General features: G+C 52.0%; 18 protein-coding genes and 1 tRNA gene. 11 read left to right on the forward strand and 8 right to left on the reverse strand.

Going from position 1 to position 18985, the window contains the following annotated elements; translation table 11 throughout:
- Nucleotides 1–279 precede the first annotated feature (279 nt).
- Complete coding sequence (locus ACFO3I_RS14825; protein ID WP_337843682.1) at nucleotides 280–867, reverse strand: TetR/AcrR family transcriptional regulator; 588 nt, start codon at nucleotides 865–867, stop codon at nucleotides 280–282.
- Nucleotides 868–1057: 190 nt separating this feature from the next.
- Between ACFO3I_RS14825 and ACFO3I_RS14830 the strand changes: the two genes are divergently transcribed.
- Nucleotides 1058–1450, forward strand: a complete 393-nt coding sequence (locus ACFO3I_RS14830; RefSeq protein ID WP_377335202.1) for a RidA family protein — start codon at nucleotides 1058–1060, stop codon at nucleotides 1448–1450.
- 206 nt (nucleotides 1451–1656) lie between these two features.
- Here the strand turns inward: ACFO3I_RS14830 and ACFO3I_RS14835 are convergent, their stop codons facing one another.
- The 4 genes from ACFO3I_RS14835 to ACFO3I_RS14850 form a co-directional block, all read right to left on the reverse strand.
- Nucleotides 1657–2004, reverse strand: coding sequence for a DUF3024 domain-containing protein (locus ACFO3I_RS14835; protein WP_377335204.1), 348 nt, complete (start codon nucleotides 2002–2004; stop codon nucleotides 1657–1659).
- 25 nt (nucleotides 2005–2029) lie between these two features.
- On the reverse strand, nucleotides 2030–2347 hold the full coding sequence (locus ACFO3I_RS14840; RefSeq protein ID WP_377335206.1) for a type II toxin-antitoxin system RelE/ParE family toxin: 318 nt from the start codon (nucleotides 2345–2347) through the stop codon (nucleotides 2030–2032).
- A complete protein-coding gene (locus ACFO3I_RS14845; protein WP_377335208.1) occupies nucleotides 2328–2594 on the reverse strand; it encodes a type II toxin-antitoxin system ParD family antitoxin in 267 nt (88 codons plus the stop codon). The genes ACFO3I_RS14840 and ACFO3I_RS14845 overlap by 20 nt, the downstream gene beginning before the upstream one ends.
- Nucleotides 2595–2901: 307 nt before the next feature.
- Nucleotides 2902–2988: transfer RNA gene (locus ACFO3I_RS14850), tRNA-Leu, on the reverse strand.
- A gap of 323 nt (nucleotides 2989–3311) precedes the next feature.
- Here ACFO3I_RS14850 and ACFO3I_RS14855 point away from each other — a divergent pair.
- The gene (locus tag ACFO3I_RS14855; protein WP_377335210.1) at nucleotides 3312–3809 is read left to right on the forward strand and encodes an RDD family protein; all 498 of its coding nucleotides are present in this window, start codon (nucleotides 3312–3314) and stop codon (nucleotides 3807–3809) included.
- A 67-nt stretch (nucleotides 3810–3876) separates the two neighbouring features.
- Here the strand turns inward: ACFO3I_RS14855 and lptG are convergent, their stop codons facing one another.
- Both lptG and lptF read right to left on the reverse strand, forming a co-directional pair.
- On the reverse strand, nucleotides 3877–4941 hold the full coding sequence (lptG, locus tag ACFO3I_RS14860; RefSeq protein ID WP_377335212.1) for an LPS export ABC transporter permease LptG: 1065 nt from the start codon (nucleotides 4939–4941) through the stop codon (nucleotides 3877–3879).
- Complete coding sequence (gene lptF, locus ACFO3I_RS14865; protein ID WP_377335214.1) at nucleotides 4934–6043, reverse strand: LPS export ABC transporter permease LptF; 1110 nt, start codon at nucleotides 6041–6043, stop codon at nucleotides 4934–4936. The genes lptG and lptF overlap by 8 nt, the downstream gene beginning before the upstream one ends.
- 189 nt (nucleotides 6044–6232) lie before the next feature.
- Between lptF and pepA the strand changes: the two genes are divergently transcribed.
- The 4 genes from pepA (at nucleotide 6233) to ACFO3I_RS14885 (ending at nucleotide 11673) form a co-directional block, all read left to right on the forward strand.
- Entirely contained in the window at nucleotides 6233–7741 is a 1509-nt protein-coding gene (gene pepA / locus ACFO3I_RS14870) for a leucyl aminopeptidase (protein WP_337881661.1), read from the forward strand.
- Between the two features lie 2 nt (nucleotides 7742–7743).
- Nucleotides 7744–8193 carry a DNA polymerase III subunit chi gene (locus ACFO3I_RS14875; RefSeq protein ID WP_377335216.1) on the forward strand — a complete coding sequence of 150 codons (450 nt, stop codon included), beginning with the start codon at nucleotides 7744–7746 and terminating at the stop codon, nucleotides 8191–8193.
- Nucleotides 8194–8216: 23 nt separating this feature from the next.
- On the forward strand, nucleotides 8217–11096 hold the full coding sequence (locus ACFO3I_RS14880; protein WP_377335218.1) for a valine--tRNA ligase: 2880 nt from the start codon (nucleotides 8217–8219) through the stop codon (nucleotides 11094–11096).
- Between the two features lie 181 nt (nucleotides 11097–11277).
- The gene (locus tag ACFO3I_RS14885; protein WP_377335220.1) at nucleotides 11278–11673 is read left to right on the forward strand and encodes a hypothetical protein; all 396 of its coding nucleotides are present in this window, start codon (nucleotides 11278–11280) and stop codon (nucleotides 11671–11673) included.
- A 64-nt stretch (nucleotides 11674–11737) separates the two neighbouring features.
- On the opposite strand, the gene ACFO3I_RS14890 is transcribed toward ACFO3I_RS14885, so the two are convergent.
- Nucleotides 11738–11872: a hypothetical protein gene (locus tag ACFO3I_RS14890; protein WP_377335222.1), complete on the reverse strand. Its 135-nt coding sequence runs from the start codon at nucleotides 11870–11872 to the stop codon at nucleotides 11738–11740.
- Nucleotides 11873–12156: 284 nt separating this feature from the next.
- Here ACFO3I_RS14890 and ACFO3I_RS14895 point away from each other — a divergent pair, with 284 nt between their 5' ends.
- The 5 genes from ACFO3I_RS14895 to ACFO3I_RS14915 all read left to right on the forward strand — a co-directional run bounded on the left by ACFO3I_RS14895 (nucleotide 12157) and on the right by ACFO3I_RS14915 (nucleotide 18964).
- Nucleotides 12157–13590 carry a Na+/H+ antiporter NhaC family protein gene (locus ACFO3I_RS14895; protein ID WP_377335224.1) on the forward strand — a complete coding sequence of 478 codons (1434 nt, stop codon included), beginning with the start codon at nucleotides 12157–12159 and terminating at the stop codon, nucleotides 13588–13590.
- A 355-nt stretch (nucleotides 13591–13945) separates the two neighbouring features.
- Nucleotides 13946–14989: an isopenicillin N synthase family dioxygenase gene (locus ACFO3I_RS14900; RefSeq protein WP_377335226.1), complete on the forward strand. Its 1044-nt coding sequence runs from the start codon at nucleotides 13946–13948 to the stop codon at nucleotides 14987–14989.
- A gap of 112 nt (nucleotides 14990–15101) precedes the next feature.
- A complete protein-coding gene (locus ACFO3I_RS14905) occupies nucleotides 15102–16265 on the forward strand; it encodes a trans-sulfuration enzyme family protein (RefSeq protein WP_377335228.1) in 1164 nt (387 codons plus the stop codon).
- A gap of 418 nt (nucleotides 16266–16683) precedes the next feature.
- Entirely contained in the window at nucleotides 16684–17937 is a 1254-nt protein-coding gene (locus ACFO3I_RS14910) for a porin (protein ID WP_377335230.1), read from the forward strand.
- Between the two features lie 25 nt (nucleotides 17938–17962).
- Nucleotides 17963–18964: a sulfate ABC transporter substrate-binding protein gene (locus tag ACFO3I_RS14915; protein WP_377335232.1), complete on the forward strand. Its 1002-nt coding sequence runs from the start codon at nucleotides 17963–17965 to the stop codon at nucleotides 18962–18964.
- The last annotated feature ends 21 nt before the right edge of the window (nucleotides 18965–18985 follow it).

Here is an 18985-nt window from a genome sequence, read left to right on the forward strand (position 1 = left end):
CGAACCGCACGCTGCGCATCAGCTTCCACCCGCCAGCCGTGCAGATTGCCCCGCAGCCGTTAACCAGGGGTCGATAAGCGGGTCTGATACTGGCATTCTTAAGTCCTTTCAAATACATAGTTTGAATGCCACTTACACAGATTTTTGACACTCTCTCTTCACACCACAATCAGACGAATGGACTTAACAGAATGGGCAAGTTCACGGATCTGTTTGCGATCTGGCGATACCTCTCATGTCAAATTCAAATACAGAAAAAACGGTCTTGCGCGCCGGTATTCATCCCTTCACCAGAAAACCTGAAGCCAGCAAATTAAATGCCTCCAGCGTTTTTGGCAGCAATACCTGAGGATTTGCACTGGACGCCAGCCAAAGTGCAGCATTTAAAGCGGCACCATTTAACAACATAGCTGCAACTTCAGCGTCGACCGGTTTAACTGTGCCAGTTTCAATCAATTTCTCAATGATACTCTTGGTAGATTGCAGGCATTTATTCTGACTTGGCCACTGCGTCGGGTCCCCCAGTACAGAAGGGCCATCCAGCAATACGATACGCCGCACTTCAGGGTCCAGAGCTTTCTCTATATAGGCGGCTCCCTCAGCCAATAAACCTGACCATGCATCACTGGCTTTGGCCCCGATACACTTTGCATATTCAGCCATTTCAGAATCAATTTGGTCGACTACCGCCGCAAACAAGCCACGTTTGTCGCCAAAGTTGTGATACAGCGCACCACGGGTTAACCCGGCTTGAGCAGTTAAGCTGTCCATAGACGCGCTAGCGTAGCCCTGTTCAGCAAATGCCTTTCTGGCCGCTGCTATCAGCTTCTCACGGTTTTCCGCCATCTTCATTAAACGGGTACTCATTCTACACTCCTTTCACATACGCAATGTATGTGACTTGACATACGTTGCGTATGTGAAATATTCTACATACGCGGCGTATGTTAAACTAATTCAACATACAGCTCCATTGAAACTATCCGGATTGCGTAGTGCTACTGCACATACTGCACAGTTTCATAGCCCATTGAGCCTTAACAAAGAGAGCCATATCATGTCGAAAAGGGAAGCTGTTTTTCCAGCCAACAAACATGCACTTTATGAAGAGCATCAATATTCAGCCGCAATTCGCTCAGGCGACCTGTTATTTGTTTCCGGTCAGGTAGGCTGCCATTCCGACGGTAGTGCTGAAGCAGATTTCGAGCTACAGGTGGAGTTGGCGTTTGAGAACCTCAAAGCTACTTTGGCTGCTGCGGGCTGTAGTTTTGCTGATATTGTCGATGTCACCACCTTTCATACAGATCCAGAACATCAATTCGGGACCATTATGAAGGTAAAACAAAAGATCTTTGGTAGCCCACCTTATCCAAACTGGACAGCCGTAGGAGTCACCTGGCTGGCAGGCTTCGACTTTGAGATTAAGGTTATAGCCCGCATTCCTGACTGAGCAAGCAGAGAGGTGCGAACAGCCAGTAACCAGCTGGCTGAATCGACCTGAGTTTCCAGACAATTATCAGTTTCGCACTTTCATAGTTGTTAAAGTGTTTTTTCCTGACTCTTTACGCCTGTGTAAGCACATTTTCAGCTGACTTGTGATTAACGTGCACAAATCTAAGTGTTTCTGAAATTAACATGCAGACTGCATAAGCTTTATTAACCGAAAAAGCAAGCGAACTTGTCTTCCGCAACAATTTGCAGTGCTTCGTCGATAGTCCGTACTGACGGCTCAGGCTCATAGCCGTAACATTTCAGGTTGGCGCGCATCCAAAAGATATTCCAGCAGTTCCGGGTCCGCACATAGGTCAGCTTCGCAAATGGGTATTCGTGGATTTCTGTTTTATCCTGCCAGTCCGGACGCACCTCATACAGCACCAGACTCTGCCGCTCTATCCTGGCCGATAAATCAAACTGATGCCGGATGTCTGGCCGTGGCCGACGTTGTTTCATAAAGGCATCAATCGCCTTTTCAATGCGGAATTGCTCAAACTCGCTAAATGCCATGCTTCGTCTCAGAATTTTAGATAGGTTAGAACTCGTCGCTTAACAGACTCAACACATCCATACGCTGATGCAGTACACGCGCTATTTCTATTACACCTTGTGCGGCAGTGCGGTAGAAAATGACATGCTTGCCGGATGGGAAACTACGAGCGCCGGCATAGACCTCACTTCGCTCTCGGCCTAAGTCTGGGTTTTGTGCAAGTGCCAGCATGGTTTTGTCCAGGCTTTTTAAGTAGGCTCTGGCCTTTGCGACGCCCCAGTTGGTAATCGTTGTTGCAGAGATTTCACGAAGGTCCGCTTCGGCCAGCCTCGAGAGCAGGTAACTACACAGCTCCTTGGCCATGTATGCTCCGGTTTACTTCATCAAAAATATCCAACGCACTTTTTGACGACTGCTCACCCGCAGATAATTGTTCAAAACCTTTCGCTACTTCCTGGCGTAAAACGTCCAATTGTTGCTGCTTTAACATGTCTTTTTCGAACAGTAAGCGCAGTCCGTCACGGATCACTTCGCTGGCAGAGGTGTACATGCCAGATGCCACCTTTTCCTGAATACGTTTTTCAAACTCAGTACCTAAGGTGATGTTCATTGTAATCTCCAACCAGAACGCATTAGATGCATATTATGCGCATATCACACACTTCGCAATTTGAAATCAGACAGAAGTGCAAGATCAATCACTAAGCAAACTAAGAGCCAACAATGGTCGCTGGTCGGCCGGAGCCAATGCGGTATAGCTGGTTAGGTTAAGGATTTGCCGATTGATGAGTTCTATGTAAAAAACAACAGCTTAAGGGAGCAGAATAACAATGAAGAAATGATTTATTTAGATGCTATGAATACAGCAAAAAATTAGATAATGATTGAGAATTTATTAAATAAATTATTGATTTTATTGGTGCCTAGGGTCGGACTCGAACCGACACGGAGTTTCCCCCGGCGGATTTTGAATCCGCTGCGTCTACCGATTTCGCCACCTAGGCATAGGGGACATGCTCTAAAACTTTGCAAATCTTTGCAAGAGATCCGCACTTTTAATAACTCATGAACTGTAGACGTTTCAATGAGTTATGTCTACCACTTTCTCAGACGCTTTGCATTTTGAATCCGCTGCGTCTACCGATTTCGCCACCCAGGCATTGAGAGGAATTTGTAGCAGTAAACGCCTTGCATTATACAAAGGCGAATGGATGTCGCAAGCAAAAAATCTGTCACAGAGCATCGACTGCGCAAAATTGCACCAGCTTTAAAAAAAATAAAGCGCCATGATACACTTAGCGCAATTTTGTGCTGAATGGACTTCATTATGTATCAGGACAACCCCCGTGCCGGGCTGTTCCGGCGCCTGGCCGCCATTGTGTATGACACCCTTGCGCTGACCGCGTTGTTGATGCTGGCAATGGGTCTGGCGCTGGCGGTGGTCGCGCTGCTGGATAAAGCGGGTTTAATCTCTTTAGCGGCCTATCAGGATGAGGCTGAGTTTATCCAGAAGCATCCGCTGTGGTTCCAGCTGTATTGCCTGGCGATCATTGGCTGGTTTTATCTGTATTTCTGGGTGAAAGGCGGCCAGACCATTGGTATGCGCGCCTGGCGCATTTTGCTGATCCAGCCAGATGGCAATGCGATCAGCCTGAAACAGGGTGCGCTGCGGTTAATCACCGCGTTGTTTGGCCTGGGTAATTTATGGGTCTGGTTGCGTTGGGGCAAAGGGCTGGCGCTGCAAGACCAGCTGGCAGGCACCATAGTGGTCAAGCTGACCAAAGAGCAAAGCAAAGATTTAAACCTGCACCACAACGCAAAATAATCCGTTGATTAACAAATAAAAAAGGCAGCTTAAGCTGCCTTTTTTACACCTGCGGGTACTGAATGCGTTATTTCTTCTGCATTAAGTACAAAGCTATGGCAATAAACAGCAGGCTGGGCAGCACGGCGCCCAAAATAGGAGGCAGCTGATACACCAAAGCTGCAGGGCCAAACACCTGGTCTGTCATATAAAACGCGAAGCCGGTCAGAATACCCATCAGTACCCGGGCGGCCATAGTCACGCTACGCAACGGGCCAAAAATAAAGGACAAGGCCACCAGCAACATCGCGACTATGGTCAATGGCTGGGTGGCTTTACGCCAGTAGGCCAGCTCAAACCGGCTGCTGTCTTGCTGGTTACTGGCCAGGTATTCGATATAAGCCGACAAACCATTAATCGACAACAGCTCAGGTTTCACCGTCACCACACCTAACTTGTCCGGCGTTAAGGTGGAGCGCCAGCGCTGTTCCTGCCACTGGTGTTTTTCTACTTTGTCGTCCCGAAAATTCAGGCGGCTGACGTCGGTCAGACGCCAGGCATTGCTGATGTAAGTCGCCGCTTTGGCGCTGACAATAGCCTGCAGTTTCAACTCGTCGTCAAACTCGTAAATGGTCAGGTCGGTCAGGTTACCGAAGTCATCCACCTGGCGGATATTAATAAAATGGTCACCGTCTTTGGCCCAGACGCCCTGCCGGGCTGAGATTAAGTCACCACCGGAGATCGCTTTGGTGCGCAGCTCACGGGCTGCTTTTTCAGCGGTCGGTGCCCCCCACTCGCCTACCAGCATAATCAGCGCCATCAGCAGCAGTGCCGTTTTCATCACCGACATAATAATGTTCAGCCGCGACAAACCCGCAGCCTGCATTACCACCAGCTCACTGTTGCTGGCCAGCATGCCCAGGCCAATCAGGCCACCAATCAGCGCCGCCATCGGGAAGAACATCACCAAATCGCCGGGGGTACTGAACAGGGTAAACAGGCCAGCCGCCAGCATGTCGTAGTCGCCTCGGCCAACCTGTTTGATCTGGTCGATAAAACGGAACATACCGGACAGGATCACCAGCACTGCAGTACTAAGCAGCGTGGTGGTGAAAATAGTGCGGCCTATGTACAGGTCGAGGATCTTAAACATGAGCCCCCCGCCGCGTCAGTAACGCCTTAATCTTCTGGCCTGCGGAACGGTGTTTCACCAACAGCAGCGTGCCAAAGGCCAGCCCCAGCGCGTGGATCCACCACATGCCAAGCCCCTGTGGCAACTTGCCATCTTCCAATGCCGAACGGGCGGCAATCAGCAGAATGTAATAGAACAAATAAAGCGCCAGCGCCGGTAACAGCCGGCCAAACTTACCCTGCCGTGGATTCACCTTGGCCAGCGGCACGGCGATTAACATCAGAATAGGAATGGATAACGGAATGGCCAGCCGCCAATGCAGCTCAGCTGCCGCTTCTGGTCCGCCTTGCTTCATTAACTCGTTGGTTTGCAGACTGCTGATTTTCCGCCGCTTCTGCTCAACTTCCTGCTCACGGATCTGAATTTGGTAACTGTCGAACTCCACCACTTCAAAAGCCGGCGAGCTGTTATTGCCGGAGTAACGGCGGCCTTTGTCCAGTACCAGTGTCTGAGCACCATTGGCATCTTCTTTCACCTGGCCGGATTCGGCATACACAATGGAACTGCCATCTTCAGCTCTGGCACCGTTTTGCGCCAGAAACACCCGTTGCAGGCCACCGCCTTCACGGCTGATGTCATGCACAAAAACCACGGCTTTTTCGTTGGAGGTTTGCTGGAAACGGCCGGGGATTAAGGTAGACAAGCCGGAATCGGCTTCGGCTTTTTCCATAATCTGGTATTCACGCTCCATCGCCCATGGGCTTAAATACAGCGTTAAAAAGCCAGACGTCAGCGCCATTAGCACACTCAGCACTAACGTCAGGCGGGTGATATACCATTCACTGATGCCGGTGGCGTGCAAGACTGTCATTTCGCTATCGGCGTAAATCCGGCCATAAGCGATTAAAACGCCCAAAAATGCACTTAATGGCAAAATTAATACCGCAAGCTGGGGTAATTTCAGAGATAAAATGGTCAGCACCAACTGACCCGGAAGCTCGCCCTCTGACGCGTCGGCCAGAATTTTCACGAAGCGCTGGCTCATGATGATGGTGATCAGGATCAGGAAAACAGCTAACTGGCTTTTGAACACTTCACCAATCAGATAACGAAAAACAATCAAAAATGCCCCCTGAAACCTGTCTTTTTTGCTGGAACACTGGCAATTTTTCAGTAAACTGCATATTTATAGCAATTATTATTGACTAAAGTGGCAATAAATCCGAGCTTTTTTGTTAGGCACGGATAAATTTTCACCTTTAGCCAGAACGGCATCACGCACGTTCTGGCGTACTTAGAATCAGGAGTGAACATGGAGTTCAGCGTAAAAAGCGGAAGTCCGGAAAAACAACGCAGTGCTTGCATTGTGGTCGGTGTGTACGAACCGCGCCGGTTATCTGCCGTTGCCGAACAGCTGGATAAAATCAGTGAAGGCTACATCAGCAATCTGTTACGCCGTGGCGATTTGGAAGGCAAACCTGGCCAGATGCTGTTGTTGCACCATGTACCCAATGTACTGAGTGAGCGCGTGTTACTGGTCGGTTGTGGTAAAGAACGTGAACTGGACGAACGCCAGTACCGCCAGATTATTGCCAAAACTATCAGCACCCTGAATGAAACTGGCTCAATGGAAGCGGTGTGTTTCCTGTCTGAATTGCATGTCAAAGGCCGTGACACGTATTGGAAAGTGCGTCACGCGGTGGAAACCACCCAAGATTGCCTGTATGTATTCGACAAACTAAAAAGCCGCAAAGACGAAACCCGTCGTCCTCTGCGCAAAATCGTGTTTAACGTGCCGACCCGCCGCGACCTGACCATAGGCGAAAAAGCCGTGGAACACGGCCTGGCTGTGGCTGCTGGCATTAAAACCAGCAAAGACGTGGCCAATATGCCACCGAACATCTGCACACCAGCTTATCTGGCCGATCAGGCCAAAGCGTTGACGAACCTGTCCGACAAAGTGTCGGTGGATGTATTAGGGGTGCCGGAGATGACGGCGCTGGGCATGAACAGCTATTTAGCCGTCGCCCGTGGCTCAGAAAACGAAGCCAAAATGGCCGTGATCCATTACAAAGGTGCCGGCAACGACAGCGCTCCTGTAGTGCTGGTTGGTAAAGGCCTGACTTTTGACACCGGCGGTATCAGCATTAAGCCGTCCGACGCCATGGACGAAATGAAATACGACATGTGCGGCGCGGCCTCTGTGCTCGGCACCGTGCATGCAGCAGCCAGCCTGAACCTGCCGATTAATATTGTCGCCGTATTGGCCGGCGCAGAAAATATGCCGGATGGCCGCGCTTATCGTCCAGGCGATATCCTGACCACCATGTCAGGCCAGACCGTGGAAGTACTGAATACAGACGCTGAAGGCCGCCTGGTGCTGTGTGACGCTCTGACGTATGTGGAGCGTTTTGACCCGGATGTGGTGATTGACGTCGCGACCTTAACAGGTGCTTGTGTCATCGCGCTGGGTAAACATGCCTCCGGCCTTTTGAGTAACCACAACCCGCTGGCGCATGAACTGCTCAACGCGTCCGATCAGTCTGGTGACCGTGCCTGGCGTTTACCGCTGTGGGATGATTATCAGGATCAGCTGGAAAGCCCTTTTGCCGACTTCAGCAACCTGGGAGGCCGCGCTGCCGGTACTATTACCGCTGCCTGTTTCCTGTCACGCTTTACCCGCAAATACAACTGGGCGCACCTGGATATTGCCGGCACCGCCTGGCGCAGCGGCGGCAAAGACAAAGGCTCAACCGGCCGTCCTGTCGCAATGCTGACGCAGTTTTTAATCAACCGGGTTGGTACCGGTCTAGAGGATTAACAGTGCCCACTGTGACCTTTTATCTGCTGCCTGAACAGGCAGCAGCACACCAATCCGAGCTGGCCGACGCGCCAGCTCGTTTTATTCAGGCGGCCCAGCTATGTGCTGACCTGTACCGGCAAAACCAGTGGGTTTTCGTGTTCTGCCAAAATCAGGCCGACGCCGAACAGCTGGATGAGGTATTATGGCGCTTTGATCCGGACCGCTTTGTACCGCATAACCTGGCTGGCGAAGGCCCGTCACGGGGAGCTCCGGTGGAAATCAGCGCTCAGCCGCCCCGCAGTAGCCGAGCTGTGCTGGTGAATTTATCCGATAATGTGCCGCCTTTCGCCGCCCGTTATCAGCAAGTAATTGAATTTGTTCCTAATGATGACGCTGGTAAACAACTGGCGCGGGAAAAATTTAAGATCTATCGACAAGCGGGCCAGACCCCGCAGACAGTGCAGCTGTAACGCTGCCGACAGGTGTAGAGACAATGGAAAAGACGTTTAACCCCAGTAGCATCGAACAGGCTATGTATCAGGCCTGGGAAAGCCAGGGCTATTTCAAGCCTTCATACGACAACAGCAACGGCGCTTATTGCATCATGATCCCGCCACCGAACGTGACGGGTAGCCTGCATATGGGCCATGCTTTCCAGCAAACCATTATGGACGCGCTGACCCGTTATCAACGCATGCAGGGTAAAAACACCCTGTGGCAGGTCGGTACTGACCACGCGGGTATTGCCACGCAAATGGTGGTCGAACGCAAACTGGCGGCTGAAGGCCAACCAGGCCGTCATGAGCTGGGCCGTGACAAGTTCATTGAAAAAGTCTGGCAATGGAAAGCCGAGTCCGGTGGCACCATCACGTCGCAAATGCGCCGCCTGGGCAACTCAGTCGACTGGGATAAAGAACGTTTTACCATGGATGACGGCCTGTCGAATGCCGTACAGGAAGTGTTCGTCCGCCTGTATCAGGATGACCTGATTTACCGTGGCAAACGCCTGGTGAACTGGGACCCGAAACTGCATACCGCGATTTCTGATCTGGAAGTTGAGAACAAAGAGCAGAAAGGCTCGTTCTGGCACCTGCGGTATCCACTGGCCGATGGCGCAAAAACCGCCGATGGCAAAGACTACATTGTGGTCGCCACTACACGCCCGGAAACCATGCTGGGTGACACCGGTGTGGCGGTGAACCCGGACGACGAGCGTTATCAGTCGCTGATTGGCAAGTTTATCCAGTTACCACTGGTGAACCGCCGTATTCCTATTGTTGCCGACGAGCATGCCGACAAAGAAAAAGGCTCAGGCTGCGTAAAAATCACCCCGGCGCACGACTTTAACGACTACGAAGTGGGTAAACGTCATCAGTTGCCAATGATCAACGTGATGACGCCAGACGCGACTATTCGCACTGAAGGCGAATGCTTCTTCTGCAATGGCGAAGAAAACAGCGCGCTGTCCGCTCCTATTCCGGCCGAATACCAGGGGCTGGACCGTTTCGCCGCCCGCAAAGCCATTGTGGCAGCCTTTGATGCGGCAGGCTTACTGGAAAAAATTGAAGAAATTAACAATACCCTGCCGTACGGTGACCGTTCGGGCGTGGTGATTGAGCCATTACTGACCGACCAATGGTATGTGCGGGTTGCCCCACTGGCGAAAACTGCCATTGAAGCGGTAGAAAACGGCGACATTCAGTTTGTGCCTAAGCAGTATGAAAACATGTACTTCAGCTGGATGCGTGATATTCAGGACTGGTGTATCAGCCGTCAGCTGTGGTGGGGCCACCGTATTCCGGCCTGGTACGACAACGAAGGCAAAGTGTACGTGGGCCGTAACGAAGCCGAAGTACGCGCCAAGCACGCACTGGCCGACAGCGTGACGCTGCGTCAGGACAACGACGTGCTGGACACCTGGTTCAGCTCTGCACTGTGGACCTTCTCTACGCTGGGCTGGCCTGAAGAAACGCTGGATTTAAAAACCTTCCACCCAACAGACGTGCTGGTGACAGGTTTTGACATTATTTTCTTCTGGGTAGCCCGGATGATTATGATGACGATGCACTTCATTAAAGATGAAGACGGCAAGCCGCAAGTGCCGTTTAAGACGGTGTATGTCACCGGCCTTATCCGCGATGAAAACGGCGACAAGATGTCAAAATCCAAGGGCAACGTGATTGACCCGCTGGACATGATTGACGGCATCAGCCTGGACGACCTGCTGGCCAAACGCACCAGCAATATGATGCAGCCACAACTGGCGCAGAAAATTGCCAACCAGACCAAAAAGCAATTCCCGGATGGCATTGAAGCTTCAGGCACAGACGCGCTGCGCTTCACTCTGGCCGCACTGGCGTCTACCGGCCGTGATATCAACTGGGATATGAAACGTCTGGAAGGTTACCGTAACTTTGTGAACAAGTTATGGAACGCCAGCCGCTATGTGATGATGATGACCGACGGCAAAGACTGCGGTCTGGCTGTCGATGGCAACAACGGCAGTGCCGTGACGCTGTCACTGGCGGATCAGTGGATCCTATCTGCCTACAACGACTGCGTCGCCACTTTCCGCCAACATCTGGACAACTACCGTTTCGACCTGGCCGCCAACACGCTGTATGAGTTCACCTGGAACCAGTTCTGTGACTGGTACCTGGAACTGACCAAACCTGTGTTGTTTAAAGGCGACGAAGCGCAGCAACGTGGCACCCGCCGCACCCTGGTGCAGGTACTGGAAAGCCTGCTGCGCCTGATGCACCCATTGATGCCGTTTATCACTGAAGAAATCTGGCACAAAGTGGCGCCACTGGCCCGCACCGATTACAGCGCTGAGCAAAGCATTATGAACCAGGCCTACCCGCAGGCTGACACCAGCATGAGCAACGCCGTGGTTGAAGCCGACATTGAGTGGGTGAAGAATTTTATTCTGGCCATTCGGGTGGTACGTGGCGAAATGGACATTGCACCGACCAAACCACTGCCGGTACTGCTGCGTAACTTGTCCGCCGACGACAGCCGTCGCCTGGCCGCCAACGAAGCCCTGCTACTGAACCTGGCCAAACTGGAAAGCATTACTGTGCTTGCCGCTGGCACCACAGCACCAGCCAGTGCCACTCAGCTGTTAGGCGCGATGGATATTCTGATCCCAATGGCCGGCCTGATTGACAAAGAAGCCGAGCTGGCACGTATTGCTAAGGCGCTGGAAAAACAGCAGCAAGAGCGCGACCGCGTGGCCGCTAAACTGGCCAACGAAGGCTTTGTGGCCAAAGCGCCGGAAGCCGTTCTGGCCAAAGAGCGTGAGAAGTTGGCAGACGCCGAAGCGGCTATTACCAAGCTGCAGGCTCAGCAAGCGGAAATCGCTTCACTTTAAGTCCCCTGCCGGGGTCAGTCTGAACACTGACCCCGCTTTCTGCTTTACCTGTCGCAACTTATTTTTAACAAAACAAAAACTAAGCTAGCATGCGCGCGCCTTGTAGGTGCAAGGTGTTGACAGGTCTGTTGCCATGGCTACTGCGCCAGACAGGCTCTGCGTAAATCCAAAGGAAAAGGTTATGAAATTAAAATTCGCTCTGCTCGCCCTGACTCTGACCACAGCTGCCGCTCAGGCTGACTGGCTGAAATCGGTTAAAGATGTCGCAGGTGGCGCACTGAAAGACACTCAGCAAAGTGCTCAGACCGCACTGCTGGACAGTGCCGTACGTAAAGCATTGGGCCTGGAAGAAGGCAAAACCACCAAAGCTGCAGTCGAAGAGAAAATTGGCGCACCAGCGAGCAAAGAAACCGTAGAACAGACAGAAGTCTGGAGCTATGACTTGTCTGTGCTGGCGACCAGCTACCCGACATTGGTTGAGCTGGCGAAAACTCAGGATATCAGTAACAAAACCGTGAAACTGAGTTTCAATGCCGACTTACTGGCAAAAATGGAACTGGCGACGCCAAAAGCCTAAACCGGCTTGTTCCAATCATGGCAGTGCTAAAGCGCTGCCATCTCTGCCCCCTCCACACTGCGGTTTAAAAAGAGCTGATAGGGTAACAATCGGTTGGCGGAATATCGTCTGCAACCTGCACCTCCATCTGTACTGATGCACAACCCAATAAACTGCTGAACAGCAGACCAAGCACCACAGCGACCACGCCTTTTTTCATCTGAACCTCTTTGTTTTCCTCAGTCTGAGAGTGGCCACCTGAACGCCTGCTGAAAAGCCCTGTTGCCGATTGTGCGCAGATGAAATTTTGTTATTATTGCGCCGCTAAATTTACCTACGGTAATTTGATTCTGTTGTGTAACCTGTTCTGAAGAAATTGCAGTATAAGCAGTCCCATTCAGGCCCGGGCTCTGGCAGCTAAACCAAACACTCCGCTGCCCCTTTCTTGCAGTGGTTGGCTTTTTACTTTTCTGGCAATGCCAGGCTTTGTGAAGGAACCCTTTAATGGATTCACCAAGTGCCATTAGTTTAATCCCACCTCTGGTGGTGATGGCGGTTGCAGTGTGGCTCAAGCGTCCGATCCTCGCTTTGATCATAGGTGCAGTCGCAGGTTTATTTATGCTGTACCCGACTCAGCCTCTTGAGTTAATTGATACCTTTTCTTCCATATCCACCAGCGTGATGCAAGACGAAACCATCGGCTGGCTGATTTTAGTCTGTGGTGGTTTTGGCTCCTTGATTGGCCTGCTGATCCACACCGGCGGTGCCTTGGCGTTTGGCCGTTCTGCGTCCAAACTGGCAACAGGCCCACGTTCTTCGCTGTTTATGACCTTTGTGCTGGGCTGCATCATTTTTATTGATGATTATCTGAATGCGCTGTCGGTGGGTGAAGCGATGAAACGGGTGACGGACCGTTACAAAGTGTCCCGCCAGATGCTGGCCTATATTGTGGACTCCACTGCCGCCCCTATTTGCGTCATTATCCCGATTTCCACCTGGGCTATTTTCTTTGGTGGTTTGCTGGAGAACAACAAAGTTGCCGAAGCCGGTGAAGGCATTCACGTCTATACCGCAGCTATTCCTTACATGTTGTATCCCTGGCTGGCCGTATTACTGGTGATGCTGGTTGCGCTGAAAATCATGCCGGCCATTGGCCCGATGAAAAAAGCCGAACTGGCTGCTCAAAATGGTATGGCGATGGATAGCGACACGGCTCCTCTTCAGGCCGGCACTCAGCACAATACAGCTGCACTGCATCACCCTGAAGTGCCAGCTGGCGACCAATACGCGGTGCATGCCATTGAAGAAGAATTCGAACAGGCCAGCAAACAAGGCAAGCTGTCGAATTTCCTGGTACCTATGTTAATGCTGATTGGCTTTACCATCTTCTTCGACATCGACGTACTGAAAGGCCTGCTGGTGACGCTGGTGCTGACCATGCTGTTTTATGGCTATCAGCGTCTGATGCCACTGGCCGAAATGATGGACGTGATGATGAATGGTTTTAAAACCATGCTGCCCGCCATTGGCACTGTGATTGCGGCCTTTGTATTTAAAGATGTCTGCGACAAGCTGCTGTTGCCACAGTACGTGATTGAAAACCTGACGCCTTACATGACAGCGCAGATGCTGCCAGCGATCGTGTTTCTGGCCATGGCGGTCCTTTCGTTTGCCACAGGCTCCAGCTGGGGTATTTTCGCGGTATCAATTCCTATCGTAATGCCACTGGCGTACGCAGTCGAAGCCCACATTCCATTGGTGATTGGCGCCTTGCTGTCGGCCGCGTCTTTTGGCAGCCAGGCCTGCTTCTACAGTGACTCCACTGTACTGGCGGCCCAGGGCTCTGGTTGTAATCTGGTCTCGCACGCGGTGACTCAGCTGCCGTACTGCCTGATTGCTGCCAGCGTAGCGTTTGTCGGCTTTATCCTGATCGCTTGATAGCAGTTCCCTACTGAGGCAGCCAACACGGCTGCCTCTTCTTTTTCGCCTTACTTAGAACGTTCAGTTCTTAAAAATTAAAGTACTTATTTCGTTACAACCAATCAGTAACGCGACCACTCGTGATTTAACTAAATAAAATCAAATGGTTAAATTGACCAATCAAAAATACCGTCCTTATATTCCATAAAGTTTTAGATATTCAGACTTTTATACCAAAAGACAGCTAACTATCCAGCCATCCGTTTATTACCAAAGTATCTAAAACATACGAAAGCATTAGTTAATTACTGCATAAGCACTGCCTAGAATGCGCGCCATTCGCCCTACAGGCTTTTTGTACGCAGAGGTACCTATGTTGCAATCGACCACTCAACAGCAGCCATTTCCAGCTTCAGGCAAAACCGCATTACCGGTACTGGACCTGAGCCTGCTGGACGGCTGCGCCGCTGAGCAACAACAATTTATCCAGCAGCTGCGTGTCGCCGCGCGCGATGTTGGGTTCTTTTACCTGACCGGACACGGCCAGACCGAAGCCAGACAACAACAGATCCTGGCACTGGCGAAAACATTTTTTGCTTTACCACTGGCCGACAAACTGCAGGTGCAAATGGTGAAATCGCCACATTTCCGCGGTTACAGCGGCCTGCAGGCCGAACTGACCCGAGGCGCGCCAGATATTCGTGAACAGTTTGACATTATGGCCGAGCAACCAAGGCCGCTCACCACAGCACAAAGCCCGGACTGGCAAGGGCTGATTGGCCCGAACCAATGGCCACAAGCGGTGCCCGAGCTACGCAGCGAATTACTCAGCTGGCAACACAGCCTGTCCGACATTACCGTCAAGCTGATGCGGGCTTTAATGCGGGCACTGCAGCAACCGGCTGAGGCGCTCGACAGCACTATCAGCCAGGGGCCATACACCCATATGAAACTGATCCGTTACCCGGGTCAAACTCAAGGCAGCAAACAAGGCGTAGGCGCACACAAGGACCCTGGCTACCTGACCCTGGTGCTGCAAGACGAGCACAGCGGCCTGGAAGTAGAAACCGAGCAAGGCTGGGTGTCGGTCGCCCCATTGCCCGGTGCTTTTGTAGTGAATATTGGTGAGTTACTGGAACTGGCATCGAATGGCTATTTAAAAGCCACTATGCACAGGGTGGTCAGCCCGGCGGCGGGAACTGAGCGTTTTTCCTGTGCTTTCTTTATGGCCGCCCAACTGGATGCGACCGTGCCTTTGCTGGCTCTGCCGTCACATTTAGCTGCCGAAGCCAAAGGTCCGGCCAGCGATCCAAATAACCCGTTGTTTTATCAGGTAGGTCAGAATGTGCTAAAAGGCAGATTACGCTCGCACCCCGATGTGGCTGCAGCCCATTACACCCAGGCGAAGGCAATATAGAGAGACCCAAGTCATAAGTAGTTGCGGAAGGCGACACGCCCGTCAGCACAGCCGCAGCGTCAAGTGCAACAGATACAAACAGCCGCTGCGGCGGCTTGATACAAGGTCAGTTATGAAATTTAAAACGTTATCCGTCCATGCAGGTCAGCGATCTGACCCAAGCACTGGCGCCTTAGCCACGCCGGTGTATTTTACCAGCACCTTTAGTTACGGCACCGCTGAAGAAGGTCAGGCCCGTTTTGCTGGCCAGAACCCGGGTTATATCTACAGCCGTTTTGCTAACCCGACTACAGCCGCGCTGGAGCAAAAACTGGCGGCACTGGAAGGCGCCGATGAAGCGCTGGTGGTCGCCAGCGGTATGGCCGCCGTCAGTGCCATTATGTATGCCCTGCTGGATGCCGGTGATGAAGTCGCCTTTATTGACCCGGTCTACGGCGGTACCGACGCCTTTTTACGCAATACCTTAACCCGAGCCGGTATTAGCCTGAGCCGCTACAGCAGCGATCAGGACTTCGCCAACCGGGTGAAAGCCAACACCAAACTGGTGTTGTTTGAACCTGTCACCAACCCAACGCTGAAGGTGATTGACCCCCGTATTGTGGTGGAAGCAGCCCGCAAAGTGGGCGCCTTGGTGGTCTGCGACAACACCTTTCTGACGCCTTATTTATCTCAGCCATTGGCGCTTGGCGCCGACCTGGTGATGCACAGCGGCACCAAATACCTGTCTGGTCATGGCGATATCATTGCCGGTGTAGTGGCCGGACGCACTGAGCTGATGCAAAAGGTTCGTACTGTAGCACTGAAGCATATTGGCTCGCCGATAGGCCCGCAGGAAGCCTACTTACTGCAACGTGGCGTGAAAACCCTGCCACTGCGCATGGATGCGCATTGCGCCAACGCCCGCAAAGTGGCCGACTTTTTGGCGGCTCACCCAGCTGTGGCGAAAGTGTATTACCCAGGCCATAGCAGTCACCCGGGCCACCAGGCGGTAGCAGAGACAGCCACAGGTTTTGGTGGCATGGTGGCGATTGAACTGGAAGGTGGTTTTGCCCGCTGCGCCAAGTTCCTTAATCAGTTGCAGCTGTTTGCTCAGGCGGTCAGTTTAGGTGACGTGGAAAGCCTGGCCTGCCATCCGGCCAGCACCACCCATGCCGCCATGACAGCGGCAGACCGGGAACGTGCCAATGTCAGTGACAACTTAGTCCGCCTGAGTATCGGGGTGGAAGATGCTGACGACCTGATTGCCGATTTAGCGCAGGCTTTGGCAGCAAGCTAAAGCCACTCTTAAAAGCAAAGCCCGTCAGATAAGCAGTTTTATACAAAACTGCTTATCTATTCAGTAGTTGGTTTGGATGCTGCGGAAAAGGCAAAGCCCACGCAGACGCGCCGTGGATATATCCCTATAGGCTCCTGTTCGGCATCCATGCCTCACAGGGTCTGCTTAGTTCTTTGCCTTTCCTCGCTTTGTATAGCATTGCCTTTCTTTTAGCCTTATATTCCTTTTAATACTAATAAATTCAAATTTCTTTCTTTTTTGAAATAAAAATAGCATCTACATTAGCTCTATGCATCCAGATGGCTAAAAACAACGATGCAGGCAGCAACCACCACCACTCACTGCTGCATACCAGGAACATTCAAAAAGCACACTGACCGGAACACCGGAAGAGCGATAAAGCCCTTTGGGAGTTTTTATGTCAGCTCAGTATTATGGAAAATTAAGTAAGTCCCGGCAGTTGCCGACCCGTTTTTACCGCCCTTTAGCTTTGACGGCTCTGGCCGTCGCCGCAGCACTGAGCACTCAGGCTCAGGCTGCAGGCCCGACTATTTACGGTAAGCTGAATTTATCAGCCCAGCACTATAAGTTTGAAAAACTGGAGTTCGGCCAGACCGGTACTCCGGCCAGCTATCTGCATACAGGCGCGACCGCCACTGTGCCTGAACTGGAGCAGTGGGCCATTGAAAGCAATGCCTCCCGTTTTGGCATTAAAGGAGACCTCACCATTAACGACGAGCTGAAGCTGGTGTATCTGGTGGAGTACGGCATTGACGCCGACAACGGCACCAACAGCAATGGCCGTGAGCTTAGTCAACGCAATATTTACGCAGGTATTGAAGGCCGTTGGGGCACTGTGTTGTTGGGCAAAAACGACAGTCCGTTGAAGACCTTGTTAGCCAATCCAATCACCCGCACCGATATTGACCGCTTTAACGACGCCGCTTTGGCTGATATTGGCAGTTATCTGGTCGGTGAAAACCGCCCTGACAATGTGATCCAGTACAACTCGCCTATTTTCTGGCAAGGCTTTGAATTCAAACTTGCAGCTGTACAAAACGAAGAAACCGGGGTGCTGGTGTCGGCCAGCAATCCGCAGGATGACGATGGCCTGGCCACAGGCTACTCCAGCTCATTGACCTATGGCAAAGGCACATGGTTTGTCGGCGTCGCGGTAGATTCCAATGTGGTTGCTACAGATGCGCTGCGCCTGACCGGTGAAATCAGCTTGGGCCAGGTAAAGCTCGGTGCCATTTATCAAACAGCGGAACAGCATGACGACACAGACCGCATTGGACCTTTCACCACCTTTGTCGGTTCTTCGGTGTCGGCAAGCGGAGCTCAAAACGGCATTAACTCTCTAGGCGAATGGGATGCTGCCAGCGGCACGGCCTTTAAAGAACAAGACGGTTATGTACTGAACGCCACCTGGAAAATCGCCGGCCCCTGGACAGCCAAGCTGCAATATGGCCATTCAAAAACCACACCGCTGAACACCAGTTATGACGATGTAAAAGCTGATGCTGTAGCACTGGGGCTGGACTACCGGCTGAATGAAGCAGCCCGCCTGTATAGCTATTACGCCCAGCTCGACACCGAAGGCGATACCGCCATCGGTACAGTTAAACCCAGCGACAGCACCTTTGCCGTCGGTCTGGATTTCAGATTCTGATCCACCTGATCTTTAAGGAAGCATCATGCAAAAATTTAATGCGTTACTGAAAACCTGGCTGGTCGCAGGCACTGTGGCTCTGGCGCTGACGGCTCAGGCTAAAGAGGTCACTTTACTCAACGTGTCCTACGACCCAACCCGCGAGTTGTACCGTGATTACAACCAGGCTTTTGCGGCCTACTGGCAACAAAAAACCGGTGACACCGTAAAAATTGAGCAGTCACACGGCGGCTCAGGCAGTCAGTCGCGTGCCGTCATTGATGGCTTAAAAGCCGATGTGGTGACGCTGGCACTGGCAGGCGATATCGACCCTATCGCCCAAATCGCCAAACTCTTGCCGGACAACTGGGAAAGCCGGTTGCCGGATGCCAGCGCACCTTATACCTCAACCATTGTGTTTCTGGTGCGTAAGGGCAACCCAAAACAAATTAAAGACTGGGACGACCTGGTAAAACCCGGCGTGGAAGTGATCACTCCAAACCCAAAAACCTCAGGCGGGGCGCGCTGGAATTACCTGGCAGCCTGGGCCTTTGCTGAAGGTAAATATGGCTCTGCAGACAAAGCCCGTGATTTTGTCGGCCAGCTGTATAAAAACGTGCCTGTGCTTGATTCAGGCGCCCGCGGTTCCACCACCACTTTTGTGCAGCGTGGTATTGGTGATGTGCTGCTGGCCTGGGAAAACGAAGCCTTCCTGGCCGTCAATGAATTAGGCGCCGATGCGGTCGAGATTGTGGTGCCTTCTTTATCCATTCTGGCCGAACCTTCAGTGGCCGTCGTGGATAAAAATGCAGCCGCCAAAGGAAATACTGAAGTCGCACAGGGGTATCTGGAGTACCTGTATAGCCCTCAGGGCCAACAGATTGCCGCTAAACATTATTACCGTCCACGCAATGCCGAGGTAGCAAAAGCGTACAGCCAACAATTCCCGCAGCTGAAGCTGGTGACCATCAACGACTTCGGCGGCTGGAGCAAAGCTCAACAACAGCACTTCAGCGACGGCGCGGTGTTTGACCAGATTTACCAATAACAGCCACTAAAAATAATCCAG

This window comes from Rheinheimera marina, assembly GCF_042654345.1.
GTDB lineage: Bacteria > Pseudomonadota > Gammaproteobacteria > Enterobacterales > Alteromonadaceae > Pararheinheimera > Pararheinheimera marina.